Origin of the sequence: uncultured Alistipes sp. (assembly GCF_963931675.1) — a bacterium.
Lineage (GTDB): Bacteria > Bacteroidota > Bacteroidia > Bacteroidales > Rikenellaceae > Alistipes.
Map to the genome: position 1 here is coordinate 1,138,768 of NZ_OZ007039.1, position 14,294 is coordinate 1,153,061.

Below are 14,294 nucleotides of genomic sequence, written 5' to 3' on the forward strand. Positions count from 1 at the left end.
ATGCGGGTTTCACGGTTATCTCGGGTATCCCGAAACGATGTTCCGGTCGATCAGTTCGTTGATCGTCCGAACCGACAGCCCCGTTCTCAGGCCGTCGGCCGGCGTGTTCAGACAGTAGTCCAGCAGACGATCCACACTCGATACGGCCACGTGCATACGCGTGTCGCTCGACGCATAGTAGATGTAAACCGTACCATCCGGCGCGACAATCCATCCGTTCGAGAAGAGGACGTTGGAGACATCTCCGACCCGCTCCTCCCCCTCAGGGGCCATGAAATAACCCGCCGGTTCGGCAATCAGCCTCCACGGACGCTCCAAATCCGTCAGATAGAGATAGAGCACATAGCGCAACCCCGCGGCACAGCCCCGAACGCCATGGGCCAGATGCAGCCACCCTTTCGGTGTCTTGATCGGATGCGGACCCTCACCGTTCTTTAGCTCCTTGATCGTATGGTAATAGCGGAAATTGATGATCTTCTCGTCGCAGACCTCGGCTTGGGTGATGTCATCGACCAGCGACCAGCCGATTCCGCCCTGTCCGGTCTCAATGAAGCCGTTCTGAGGCCGCGTATAGAACGCATACTTCCCGTCGACGAACTCCGGATGAAGCACCACATTGCGCTGCTGGCTCTTGCAGCGCAGATCCGGGAGTCGCTCCCAGTTGACCAGATCGTGCGTACGGGCAATACCGGCCGAAGCAACCGCTGAAGAGAGATCTCCCGGCTGTGCGTTCGGATCTTTCCGCTCGACGCAGAAGACACCGTAGATCCATCCGTCCTCATGTACCGTGAGGCGCATGTCGTACACATTGACAGCCTCCTCATCCGATTCGTCGAGTTGAATCGGACGGTCCCAGAACCGGAAGTTGTCGATTCCGTTTTCGCTCTGCGCCACGGCGAAGTAGGACTTGCGGTCCGCACCCTCCACGCGGGCAACCAGCGTATAAAGACCGTTGAACAGAATAGCACCCGCGTTGAGGACGGCATTCACGCCGATCCGCTCCTGCAAAAACGGATTCCGCTCCTGCGAAAAATCATACCGCCAGGTCAACGGGACATGCGCTGCGGTCAAAACCGGATTCCTGTAACGCCGGAAAATACCGTTGCCGCCATCCTGCGGAGCATTGGGCTCTCTCAACAACGCCTCGTGTCTGCGATACAACGCGGCGATTCTCTCTTGGTAATTGTCCATGGGTATATAGCTATTGATTCTCGTACATAGACGGCAGATCACCGTTGAACAGGATCGACGGTTTCTCCTTGAACTTCACAAAATCGGCCGCCGAAGCATGGCCCGGATACGGTGCATAGAAATGGTTCTCGATACGGCTGGAATTCCGCCATACAAGGACGTAGGCCGGTTTGTACTTCGCGACCAGCGGATAGAGCACCTCGCTGAACCAGTTATCCATGGTGATCGACTCCAGTCCCGTCTCCGTAAAGGCAAACAGCTTCCCTTCTCGGCACGCCACACGCTGCAGTACGTTCAGCGAACGGTCGGCACACGTCCGGTATTCGTCAAGCCCCTCCTCTCCCTTGAAGTGGTAGAGGTCCAGCCCCAACAGGTCGACATACTCCCCGCCGGGATAACGCTCCAGATAATCGGCTTCGGTGCGGACCCGATCCGGAGAGTAACAGTATATCACGTTCTTCAAGCCCTTGACATCGCGCAGGTAGGTAACGATCTGGCGCCACAAGGCCACATATTCGTCGGCCGAGCAGAAGTCCCGGCCCCACCAGAACCAACTCCCCGTATGCTCGTGCAGCGGTCGGAAAATCACCGGTATCGGCTCGCCCTTCGGACCCTTGAGCGAAGCGAGGAATTCGGCAACCCGATCGAGCCAGCGGCAGAATTCGGCATGGTGGGCACCTCCGGGCAGGAGCGTCGCCACGACGTTGCCGCCGGTCAGATCCCACGTATTCCCACCCGTAACGAGGTTGTCGGCGTGCCAACTGATCGTATTGACTCCGCCCCGATCGTAGGCCTCGCGGATCAAACGCTTCATACGGTCGAAATTCACCTTGTCCAGATTCCCGTGCCGCACATGCTCGATCCCGCCGATCTCCCATCCGTAAACCGCCGGATAGTCTCCGCAGACTGCACGCACGTCGCTGCCGCCAGGCGTCTTCTCCCATTGGACCCCGTAGGCCGTATCGTCCTGATGCCCGAACATCGTACTGCTCCCGACCATCCGGTTCAGATTCTCATAAAGCGCCTCCGTCTGCGGGGTGCTGCCCGGGGTGGAGAGTTTCGAAACCGTGCCAGGCCCGGGAATCAGGTGTGGCGTAATGATCCGGGCCCACTCCCGGAAGGCCTTCGGCGTAACATGCAGGCTGTCCCCGTGGAACATGTCCGCCCGATAGCCGTGCCCGTCCTTCAGCGGCGCGGTGATGTCCAGATACTTCACATGCTCTTTTTCTGCGGCATAAGCTTCCATCAGTTCATTGGCTTTCAGGTATTTCTCCTCCACATGGCGGCGCGACGGCGACGGCTTGACCGACAGGAGGATGATTTCGGTCCCGGGGCTGTGCAACTCCACAAGCCGCACGAACGTCTTCACGTCGTCCAGAAAACGCTCGGGCGTGAACCCGTCCTTGAGGTCGTTGTCCCCTTCGTAGAGGACGATCTGACGCGGCCTGTAGGGGAACACGATCCGGTCGGAAAAATAGATGATGTCTTCGAGGTGGCTGCCGCCCACTCCCCGCCGGACAATATCGTATCCCGGGAAATACTGTTCGATATTTTTCCAGGTCCTGATCGAAGAGCTCCCCACGAAGAGGATCTTCCCGACTCCGGGAAAATCAATACTGTCCTGTTTGACAAAGCGCTCGATTTCCGGCAGCCACATCTTTTCCCGGGGATTCTTGCCCGGCAGCATGGCCGAAGTCGTCCATACGGTCAGAACCGCAAGGAGCGGAAACAAGACTTTCATAAGCCGAGTGGTTGTTCTCATGTGATTCGGTCTATTGTTCGCGTGAAACCTTCGATTTGATAAACGTCTGCTTCTTGACCCACTGCTCGGGGTAGTTCCAGTGTCCCGTATCAGGATATACGACCAGTTGCTTGGGCGCCGTCACCGCATTGTAGGCCGCATACATCGACGTGGGAGGGCATACCTCGTCCTTGTATCCCCAGGAGAAGAATCCCGGAACCGAGACCTTGCGGGCAAAGTTCACCACATCGAAATAGGCACTCACGGCAGCCTTCTGCGCAACCACGCTGGTCGTCTTGTCCGCCTCGTAACGGAACATTGCAGGCCATCCGGCCGCACGCCCGTTCAAATACCCGGTCAGATCGCACAACGCCGGGTAGAACGCCGAATAACAACGCACCCGCTTGTCGAGAGCCGCCGCCACGATCGAAAGGGCTCCTCCCTGGCTGCCGCCGCACACCGCCACGAAATCACCGTCGAACCGGGGCAGCGTATAGATGAAATCGATGGAACGGACCAGCCCGAGATAGACCCGCCGATAATAAAAATCCCTGCGGTTGTCCAGCCCCTGCAGCCAATAGCGGTCCAGAGCCCCTGCAGCCAGCGATGCGTAGACTTCGTCATCCAGCGTGACCGGAAGGCCATGGATACCGATCGTCAGCGAGATGAAACCGTCGTCGGCCAGGTAGGTATCCCCCTGATAGGCTCTCACTCCCGCCCCAGGGACATTCAGAATCGCAGGATAACGCCCCGGAGCCTTCGGAACCGAGAGGATGCCGTAGATCCGCGACCCCTGCCGCTCGTTCTGGAAACTGACGTGGTAGACATCCGAACGGGCCGTACAGCGTTCCGGCAACAGGGTCATCCGGGCATCGAGCGGAATCCGCTTCAACGCCGCAATCTCCCCTTCCCAGAAGCGGTCGAAATCCTCCGGCATCTCGGCCACCGCCTCGATGTGTTCGGGGTCCACGCCGACTTTGGCCAGGTCGGAGTACTCCTTCCCTTCTACCTCGACTTCCGCGCGGCACGTCACAAAACCCGGAATCTCCGAACGCCCGGCATCGACGGTCAATTCACCACCCTTGTAGAGCACCTCTTCACTCCGGGTTGCAGGCATCTTCTCCGGGCCGTATTCATACCGAAGGGTCAGGTTCTCCAGATAGTGCCCGTCCTTCACCACCGAGATCCGGAACCGGATCCGTTCTCCCCGATCGACACACCAGTCGGCATGTTCGGGAACGACACGCACCTCAACCGGCTGACGCGACGGCTGCCCCGTCACCGTCCCGACCCACAGCACAAGGAACAATATCAAACTCGAAAGTCTCATAACATCACTATTTATTATCGATCAACAAGGGTTCTATCTTCTCTGCCCACAACCGGTAGGCCTCCGGAGTCATGTGCAGTTTGTCGTCGCGGTAGAGTTCGGGGCGGAGGGCTCCCTGCGCATCGAACATCAATGACGCCACATCCACATAGGTGACCTGTTTTCTCTCCCGGCACAAGGCTTCCAGCATCCGGTTGGTCTCGCGCTGCTTCTCCAGGATACGGCTGCTGAAGGGCGACGGCTTGACCGACAGCACCACAACCGGAACCCCCGGCAAAAAGATCTCCGCAAGGCGGAGGAAACACCGGACATCCTCAACCACCGCAGCCGGCGATACTCCGTTGGCCAGGTCGTTTTCTCCGGCATACAGGACGATCTGAGCCGGATCATAGGCGATTACCAGGCGCTGCATGTGGTAGAGCACATCGCTGATCCACGCCCCGCCAAAACCGCGGGAGAGGGCCCGATGCTCCGGGAAATAACTCTCCAGATCCTTCCACATCCGGATCGACGAACTCCCCACGAAAAGAATCGAACCCGCTTCGGGGAAGTGCTGCCGGTCCTCTTCGTAATAAGCCTCGATCTGTCCGCGCCACTCATTCGCACGGAAGTAGGTGGAGTCTTGTGCCCGCAAGAGAAGCGGGCACAAGATACTCACCAGAACTGCAATACAAGTTATCCTCTTCATTTTTTCTATTCCCAGTTGATCGGCTGGAGCCGTACATTGTCGATGCAGAAATCGTAGGAATTGCCCGAAGGATGGCTTCCCACCCACATACGCATGTTTTTCGTACCACCCTTGTTCTTCCAGGTGTCCATCGGGATGGTAAAGGTCTGCCATTCGCCGTCGGTCGAGATCATCTGCGACGGATCCGTCGTGAGCGACGAAGGCCCGAAGGCATACCAGTTCGTACTCTGATTCAAGGCGATGGCCAAACGGTAAGCAATCGGCTTGATCGTACACAATTCGAATTTCAGCACGTAATTGTCCGCATCGGTCGTAAAATAGGACTCCGGAATCACAAGGTTGTAATTGCCGATCATGTTCACCAAACCGGTTTTTCCGACTTCGGTGACGATCCGCGTATACTGGCTGCCTTCGGTCGGAGCCGGATCAAGCGGAGCGGGGTAGTCGTCGTTCGGAACCACCCAGTCCGGATAGCGGGTCGTACTCTTATTTTCGAGATTCTCGATGATAAAGGTGTCGTCCCGATACCGGACCGGACACTTCACCCCTTCCGACGCATCGTCGGCCAGGAACGTGATCACCGTCTTGTTCCCGACACCTTCGGGAACGACCGCCTTCACGTAGGTCTCCGACGCCTCGGTCACCAGAGCCGCCTTGTCGCCGAACATCAGCTTCGAAACACCTACCTTGGCGTAGAGATCCATGCTTTCGCCGAGCAGTTTGAGTTCCTGTCCGGGCGGAGTCCACTCGTTGAAGATTCCCGTGATCTGGAACGGTGGGAATCCGATCGAAAGAGAGACCTCCGTCGACCCGAAATCGTTTTCGAGGGTCATGACATAGCTCTCGCTGCGCGTCAAACGCGGAATAGTCAGATAGAGGGAGTTGGTAAGCCGCGTCGTCGAACCGATGGCGACCTCCACGCCGTTGATCGATATCTTATGAACCGAACCGAGGTTGTCGCCGACAAACTGTACGGCCTGACCGACGGTTACAACATCCAGACGGGTCATCGCTACCGGATCAATCGCATAATCGATCTTCGGAGCTCCCTTGTCTCCGTAATCGTAATTCTCATCCGCACAACCCGTCGCTGCGAACAAGAGAATCGAAATCCACAAATAGATTGCTTTCATGAGTTTCGGATTTTTTTGAATTTAAGCTTAATAACCGCTGTTGTTGGGACCGAACAGTCTGTTGTTGTTGATCTCGTTGAGCGGAACGGCATACAAGATGCTGCGCGGCTGACGCACCTTCGAGATCGACAACCCCGTACCCTGGATGCGAACCGACTGCGTCTTGTTCATGACATCCAGATAGAGCCCCCAGCGCAGCAAATCGAACTTGCGGTTGAACTCCTGCATGAATTCCATGGCGCGTTCCTGCAGAATGAGGCTACGAATCTCCGTCTTGTCGCTCGTCGTTCCCGACAACAGGTCCGCCTTGGCACGTGCCCGCACCACATCCAGATCGTCCAGAGCCTTGGCCGGGAAATCGAGTTCGTTGTATGCCTCGGCGCGAAGCAGATATAGTTCGATGAAACGGATCAGAATAACGTCCTGCTCCTTCAGCGCATAACCCGGCTCGGTCGTATTCGGTATTGGGTTGTCCACCGTACCATCACCCGTATACCACTTGGTAATGAAGTAAGTGCGGAAATAATCAGCGTTGCTGCGGGCCGGTTTTCCATCGGGACCCGTGGGATATTTCTCCGGGTTGTCCGGCATCCTGACATAATTCGACGTATTGTTCCACGTCTGTTTGATGTAGTGGAAGATTCCATGCTCCCCACGCTCGTCGTTCCCCGTATACAAACTGTAGGCGTGTTCGGTAATTCCGGCCCAGCCCCGGCCATAGTAGGTCGGCGCCGTATAGTAATACCCGAGGTGCTCCGTCGTAAAGTCATTCAAGGCATTCCCGGCAACTCCCCACACGAACTCCTTGTTGCGGAAATTGGGCGCTCCCCAGATCTTGTTGAAGGCCGGCATGTAATCATAATCGATCCCTTTGCGGGCAATCACCTCGTCGCAAATCTCAACCACCTTCTCGTAGCACTCCTTCGCATCCACGCCCTCAAATCCGGCTACAGTCACCGTATTGAAATTCTGCAGCGAACCCTTGATGTCAACTTTCATCTCGACGCTGCCCGCCAAGGCCGCAGAGCCCATCGTGGCATAGACCCGCGCCAGAAGAATCTTGGCTGCCGTCTTGTTGGCATGTCCCCAGTTTCCGGACGACGTGCCCCATTCGGTCATCAGCGTGCAGGCATCGTCCAAGTCGTCGGTAATCCGCTGGTAAACCTCCTGCACCGAAGAGCGGGCTTTATCGCCCAGATCGTCGTACTTGAGTCGCAACGGCACCGGACCGTACATGCGCACCAGATGGAAGTAGGAGAAGGCTCGCAGGAAATAGGCCTCTCCGAGATACTGGTTCCGCAAAGTCTCGTCGATGGGCGATTCGGCAACCTTCTCGATCACGTAGTTGGCCCGGTTGATCAGGGCATAAAAGGCATAGAAGGGGTCCGACGAGGTGTTGTAAGACCAGTGGTTTGTCATGTTCCCCTCACCGGCTCCGGACATCACCCACGACGGGGCGGCGGAGTGGTCATGATCCATATCAATACACTCCATGTAGGATTTCTTCATCAGCGACGTGCTCCAGAAGGTGTTGTACATCGCCGTCACGGCCAGAGCCGCACCCTCCTCGGTCTGTGTCATCGAATCGTTGATGGTGTAGGGCCTCTCCTCCATGTCGCAGGCCGAAAGCATCAACGACAGGCCCAAAACAAAAGGCAATATGTTTTTCATCGTTCGTGTCGTTTACAGCGTTAAATTAATTCCGAACAGATACTCCTTGGACTGGGGATAACCACCGGCATCCACACCTCGGCGCGACGGATTCGTCCCGAAGGCGTTGACCTCTGGATCGTAACCGGTGTAGTCCGTAATCGTCCAAAGGTTGTTCAACGATACGTACAGCCGCAGGGAACCGATTCCCTTAACCGGATTCTTGAACGTATAGCCGAACGAGATATTCCGCAGTTTCAGGTACGAGCCATCCTCAACGTAACGGCGGGTGAAATAGAGATCTCGGCTGGTCGTGGTGTAAATCTTGGGACTCTTGCCGCTGCCGCCCGGAACCCATGCATCACCCAGAATGCTCTTGGGAATATTGCGGGTCTGGCCCAGGTTGTAATTGCGAAGGCTCGGCATGTTGATGATGTCGTTGCCATTGACTCCGTTGAACAGAATCGAAAAGTCGAAATTCTTGTACGAGAAGTCCACATTGAACGCATAGATGAATTTCGGATTCACATCCCCGATGTAATCTTGGTCGGCATCATTGATCTCCCCGTTGCCGTCCTTGTCATGGATTTTGACTTCTCCCAACCACTTCTGTTTGATAAGCAGCTCGGTCGCTTCATCATTGTCGCTGACCGTATAGCCGGGATACTGGGTCTGGAACTGTTTGCTGTTGATCACCTCCTCGCGTGTATTCCAGATACCCTCCTCCTTGTATCCATACAGTTGCCCGATCGAGTGCCCCTCTTCGAGAATATACGGACGCAGGTCATTCCACAGATTGTTCGGGAAAATCCGCAAGTCATTCAGATTCGTAATCTTATTCTTATTGAAAGAGATGTTTCCGCCGATGTTCAGGCTCAGATCCTTCTTGTTTAGAATCCGTGCATTCGCCGTGATCTCCATACCCTTGTTGTTCACCTCACCGACATTCATCAGCACGCTCTTCATACCGGTGCTCGGACTCAAATCCTTGTTCTGAATCAGATCCTTGGTCGTCTTGTCGTAAAAATCAACCTCCAGGTCCAAAACATTGAACAGGCTCAACTCGATACCCAAATCGTGCTGATAGGTCGTCTCCCACTTCAGATTCGGATTTCCGGGGTTGGTCCCTTCAATGGCGTAGCCCGGCGAAACACTAGCCCCGAAGGGGTAGTTCGCACTGCCGAACAGCAGCAATGATCCGTAAGGACCGATACCGGCATTACCCGAAAGACCGTAGCTGTAACGCAGCTTAAGGTTCGTAACGGCCTTGCTCTCCCGCAGGAATTTTTCCCGGCTTGCCGTCCAAGCCACTCCGATTGAGGGGAAATAGGCCGCCTTGTTGTTCTTGGCAAACTTGCTCGATTCGTCACGGCGGAACGTCGCCGTGACGTAATAACGGTTGTCATAGGTATAGGCCGCACGGGCGATGACGGAGAAGAGCGTGGCATCCTGCTTGACGGACTGGGGAGTCTGAGGCGCCGTACCGTCCTCCAGAATCCAGCCGTTGTTGCCGTCGTAGCCGAAGCCCTGAGTCGTCACCTGCTTACTGTAGTAGCTGTAATCCTCCCAGCTGACACCCAAGGTTGCGCTGACGTTGTGCCGGCTCTTGAACGTGCGGTTGAACATCAAGAAGTTGTCCCACAAATACCGCTGGCTCTGAATATCTCCGGCCAACGACTTGCCGCCAACCGAACGCCCTTCGTAGAGATTTTTGGGGAAATAACGGTTGTTGAAGTTCATGGAAGCCTTGTAAGAGAACACCGTGCGGAAAATCAAACCTTTCGTCAAAGTTGCATTGGCATAATTAGAGCTATAAATCGTATAATTCTTGTTCTTGTTCATGGCCGCCGTATAGTCCAGCGGGTTGGATACGAGCTGGTACTCCTCGTATCCCGGCTGCTCCTCGATTTTGTAGAGCGGCGGGTAATAGAGCGCCGAACGGATCACACCTTCATCACCGTTGTTCTGGTTGCTTGTTGCCGTCTTGATCATGTCGGAGTTCGCCATCGAAAAGTTGGTCGACGTACCGATCTTCAGCCACGGTTTGATGGTCTGGTTCAGCTTCAGGTTCACATTCAGACGGTCGTAACCCGAATTAACCACCGTACCCGTCTGGTCGAGGTAGGAAAGACCCACCGCGTAGTCGCCCTTGTCGGTGGCTCCCGAGTAGTTCAGCGAGTAGTTCTGGGAAATGGCCGTGCGGAAAATCGCATCCTGCCAGTAGTAGGGATCGTTGTCATAATCCTTGGGGCCCTTCACGTAGGTTCCCAGCGGTCCTATATCTCCCAAATGGGGCAACCCTTGCGGATTGAACGTTCCCGTATTGATATACTGGGTGTTGATATAGGCTTGGTTGCGGTACTCGGCATATTCAGCTCCGGTCAGCATCCGGAGTTTGTTCGAAACCTGGCTGATGCTCAGGGTAGCATTGAAGGTCAATCGGTTCGACCCTTTCCGCCCGCTCTTCGTAGTGATCATCACCACGCCGTTGGATCCGCGCGATCCGTACAACGCCACAGCCGATGCATCCTTCAGAATCTCGATCGATTCGATGTTTTCCGGGTCCAGGAACGACAGTACGTTGCGGCTGGCGACCTCATTTTCGTCGAAGGTCATCGACTCGTCGTCGTTGGAGGCCGTGAACGGAACTCCATCGATGACATACAGCGGTTCCGTACTGCCCATGAACGAGTTGGAACCGCGGATCTGCACGCTGATTCCGCCTCCGGGAGCACCGTCGTTGCGAACGACGTTGACACCGGCAATCCGGCCCTGCAGACCCTGTTCAAAACTTGCAGGGCGGCTCTTCATCAGCTCTTCGGAGCTTACGTTCTGGACACTGCCCGTCAGGTCACTCTTCTTCATCAGCGAATATCCGACTACCACCACTTCGTCGATACCTTCCGATACGGAACTCATCTCAACGTCAATCCTTGAAGCATTGCCGACAACCTTCATCACCGGTTTCATACCGATAAACCGAAAGTCCAGCGTATCCCCCTTCATCGCTCCGATCGAATAGCGTCCCTGATAATCGGTAGTCGTTCCTTTGTTCGTGTTTCGGATAATTACCGATACGCCGGGAAGGGGATTCCCGTCATCTGTCCATTTGACCGTACCCGAAACCGATGGCGTCTGGGCCGACAAATGCAGAACCGACATGACGCCTGAAAACAGCGTCACTGTCGCAATCCGTTTTAGGTTCATAATAATGATTTTAAGTTTAGGTCTTACGGCTTTCCGATTCCAAAGTCGGATTCACCACTAAATTCGACAGCAAATTTAGTGCACTATATTATCATATATTGATACTTTCTTAGCAAAGAATTACACTTAGCCCTCCCAGAAAAGGAAAAAGACCAATCCCGTACGACATTTTTCCGGACCGAAGCAGGATATCCCCACCGAAAAGTTGACAAAAAAACTCGGAGATAAGGCGTCAGCAGACCGAACCAACCCCTCACCTCCACCAAAAAGGATATACAAGCCCCCTCAGCGTTATATGATCTTCTTAACCCGCTGGTAATTACTGCGGAACTCTTTGGGCGAACACCCCTTTTTGCGCTTGAAAATACGGTTGAAGTTCGAGATGTTATTGAAGCCGCACTCGAAACAGATTTCGGAAACCGACTGGGTCGTATTGACCAGCATACGCACCGCATGGCCCAAACGGATCTCAATCAGGTAGTCGGAGAGGTTTTTCCCCGTTCGCTGACTGAAAAAACGGCTGAATGCCGTCGGGCTCATCCCCACGAGTTCGGCCAACTGCGCAAGGCGGATCTCCTTGTTATAATTGCGGTTGATATAGGCGTAAATCTTCTGCACGCGGCGGCTGTCCGCCGAATCGCTGATGCAGGCGAACGAACTGCTCGACAGGGGGCGCGACTCGCACAGCGACAATTCGTAGAGAATGGTCAGAAACTTGAGAACCGCATAAAAGCCCTGTTCCGATGCCAACCGGTCGAGCAGCGAGTAGACCTTCAGGATAGCGCTCATGGGAAAGGAGCACCCCACACGCGCCTTTTCAAGCATGTGGAGGATGGAATTGAACTGGTTTTTGGAGAGCAGACTTTCAAAAAACAGATCCGAAGAGAATTGGATCGTAATCTCCCGGATCTTTTTCGAGGTACACTTATGCTGTTTCCAGGCGTGTTTCAGTTCCTTGCCCGCAATCAGGGTCAGGTCGTAATCACCGATCTCCTCGATGGAATCTCCCACAATACGTTGGATTCCCCGTCCGTTCTCCACAAAATTGAACTCGTATTCAGCGTGGGAGTGGAGCGGGAACGTAAATTCCGACTTGTAGCGCTCGATGATATAGAAACAATCCTTTTCCGACAGCGGCGTAATCTCGTAGATCGCATCTTCGTACTGCTTTTCCATACGCGTGAAATGATATGCTGTTACAAGATACGATACTTTTTTAACATATCCTTCTTTTCTTTTGTATTTTATTCCAAAAAGACTGTGATTCGGGCCCGAATGCTGTGGAGGCCTTCCCTTCGGGAAGGCCTCCACAGCATATAAAAACCGCCTTAACGCAACTCCACGCGATAGGGCGAATACATTACGATTCCCTGCTGGCTCAGCGCTTCACGGACCGTCTCGTACTCCTTCATCATGTCGCCCAATTCCGAACGTGTGAAGGACGCACGCACACTCCGGCTCAACGAAGCCAGCACCGCCGCCAGACCCGTCGGCTGCTCCGTTACCTCGACAACCCGGTAGTTTTCACCCAGTTCGGCCTTGTCAACAGCCAGCGCAATGGCCGTCTTCAAACCGCCGCAGGCATCCACCAGTCCGATTCCCAAAGCCTCTTCTCCCGACCAGACCCGGCCGCCGGCAATCTCCAGAACCCGTTCAATCGGCAGGTTGCGACCCTCGGACACGTCGTTCGTAAAGGTCGTGTAGACCCGGTCCACCCCGCGCATGATCATCGCACGCTGCACGGGCGTCAGCGGTCCCTTGCCCAGAAAATCCGACGACCTGTTGCTCTGGACCCCGTCGATGGTGATCCCGAGCTTGTTCTTCAGCGCATCGCGCGGATCGAGGATCATCCCGAAGACGCCGATCGAACCGGTCAGCGTCAGCCGGTCGGCCACAATGACGTCGGCCGGGCAGGAGATGTAGTATCCACCGCTGGCCGCATAGGAGCCCATCGAGACAATCACGGGTTTCTCGGCCCGCAGAAGCTCCATTTCACGCCAGATCACATCCGAAGCCAACGCACTGCCGCCCGGCGAGTTGACCCGCACGACGACCGCCTTGACCTGGTCGTCACGACGCACATCGGCCAGTTTCGCGGCCAGCGTATTGCCGTAGATCTCCCTGCCGTAACCCTCGCCGTCGACAATCTGGCCGTCGGCATAGACGATGGCCACCCGGTCCGCCGAAATGTTCTTCAGATCGGCCCCCACCTGCGCGGCGTATTCCCCAAGGGTCACGAAACGGTAATCCCCGCCGTCGGACTCCACACCCAGACTGTCGAAAACATCGTTCATCTGGTCCTCATAAAGCAATTCGTCGACAAATCCGTACTTGAGCGCCTCGTCGGCAAGCGTCACTTCGAGGTTGTCCGTAATGCGGCGCATCTCCACGGAATCGATGCCGCGCGCGGCGCAGACGGCATCCGAAATGGTTCCCCACATCGAATTGACCAGCGCCTGCATCTGCTCGCGGTTGGACGGTGACATCTTCTCCAGGATAAACGGCTCCACGGCACTCTTGTACCTGCAGGCCGTCGGGCGGAAAATCTCCACGTTGAGGTCGAGTTTATCCAGCAACCCCTTGTAGAAGGTGACGTTCGAGGCCAGTCCCGACCAGTCCATTCCCCCTTCGGGCTGCAGGTAGATCCGGTCGGCCACCGAAGCGAGATAATACTGCCCCTGGGAGTAGGTCTCGTTATAGGCCACCACGAACTTGCCGCTCTGCTTGAACTCTTCGAGGGCCTCCCGCAACTCTTCGAGCAGGGCCGTACCGGCAATCCCGCCCGTACCGTTCATCCGCAGGTAAATACCCTTGATCCGATCGTCGGCAGCGGCCGCTTCGAGGGCCCGGAGCGCCTTGAACAGCGAGAGTTGCGGCATGGACTGAAGCGTCGTGACATCGATCCCCGCCAGCGGGTCGGACGACGGAGCATCGGTCAGCATCTCCGAAAAATCGATCTTCAGGATCGATTCGGGGTAGACCGCCACGCTCTTCTCCATCGAACCGGCAATCCCCAACAGCAGGAAAATCCACAGGAAAAATACGAGGAACATTCCTACGACAACCGCAAGAAGTCCCGCCAGAAAAGTTTTCACAAAATTCATAATTTCCGATTTGTTATAATAATTTATCTATTCCAATTCGAAGTGCGGAACTGAAACAAACCACACTGCAACACGTTCGATCGCCCCCCTCAGTTTCCTTTCTCCCCGTATCGGGAAAATATCTCCCGAGGTCATTTCAAAAACGGAAATGTCACCGATACACGGTTCCATTTCGTTTCAATGGAACCCCTGTTCTGAAAAATTCCCTGTTATTCCCATGCAAATATAGTGATATTTTACGAAAAACAAA

9 protein-coding genes are annotated in these 14,294 nt (G+C 55.2%); all 9 read right to left on the reverse strand.

The genetic code is table 11. The features are described from left to right. Nucleotides 1-15: 15 nt before the first annotated feature. The 9 genes from ABGT65_RS05010 to sppA all read right to left on the reverse strand — a co-directional run bounded on the left by ABGT65_RS05010 (nt 16) and on the right by sppA (nt 14,044). Complete coding sequence (locus tag ABGT65_RS05010; RefSeq protein WP_346700226.1) at nt 16-1,191, reverse strand: glycosidase; 1,176 nt, start codon at nt 1,189-1,191, stop codon at nt 16-18. 10 nt (nt 1,192-1,201) lie between these two features. Beyond that, nucleotides 1,202-2,932, reverse strand: coding sequence for a glycosyl hydrolase (locus ABGT65_RS05015; protein ID WP_346700228.1), 1,731 nt, complete (start codon nt 2,930-2,932; stop codon nt 1,202-1,204). A gap of 31 nt (nt 2,933-2,963) precedes the next feature. After that, nucleotides 2,964-4,262, reverse strand: a complete 1,299-nt coding sequence (locus ABGT65_RS05020) for an acetylxylan esterase (RefSeq protein ID WP_346700230.1) — start codon at nt 4,260-4,262, stop codon at nt 2,964-2,966. Nucleotides 4,263-4,269: 7 nt separating this feature from the next. Next, nucleotides 4,270-4,950, reverse strand: a complete 681-nt coding sequence (locus tag ABGT65_RS05025) for a GDSL-type esterase/lipase family protein (RefSeq protein WP_346700232.1) — start codon at nt 4,948-4,950, stop codon at nt 4,270-4,272. Nucleotides 4,951-4,955: 5 nt separating this feature from the next. Continuing rightward, nucleotides 4,956-6,083, reverse strand: coding sequence for a glycan-binding surface protein (locus tag ABGT65_RS05030; RefSeq protein WP_346700234.1), 1,128 nt, complete (start codon nt 6,081-6,083; stop codon nt 4,956-4,958). A gap of 27 nt (nt 6,084-6,110) precedes the next feature. After that, nucleotides 6,111-7,754, reverse strand: a complete 1,644-nt coding sequence (locus tag ABGT65_RS05035) for a RagB/SusD family nutrient uptake outer membrane protein (RefSeq protein WP_346700236.1) — start codon at nt 7,752-7,754, stop codon at nt 6,111-6,113. A gap of 12 nt (nt 7,755-7,766) precedes the next feature. Then, a complete protein-coding gene (locus tag ABGT65_RS05040; RefSeq protein WP_346700238.1) occupies nt 7,767-10,940 on the reverse strand; it encodes a TonB-dependent receptor in 3,174 nt (1,057 codons plus the stop codon). A 291-nt stretch (nt 10,941-11,231) separates the two neighbouring features. Then, nucleotides 11,232-12,116: an AraC family transcriptional regulator gene (locus tag ABGT65_RS05045; protein WP_346700240.1), complete on the reverse strand. Its 885-nt coding sequence runs from the start codon at nt 12,114-12,116 to the stop codon at nt 11,232-11,234. Between the two features lie 152 nt (nt 12,117-12,268). Further along, a complete protein-coding gene (sppA, locus tag ABGT65_RS05050) occupies nt 12,269-14,044 on the reverse strand; it encodes a signal peptide peptidase SppA (protein ID WP_346700241.1) in 1,776 nt (591 codons plus the stop codon). Between the last annotated feature and the right edge of the window lie 250 nt (nt 14,045-14,294).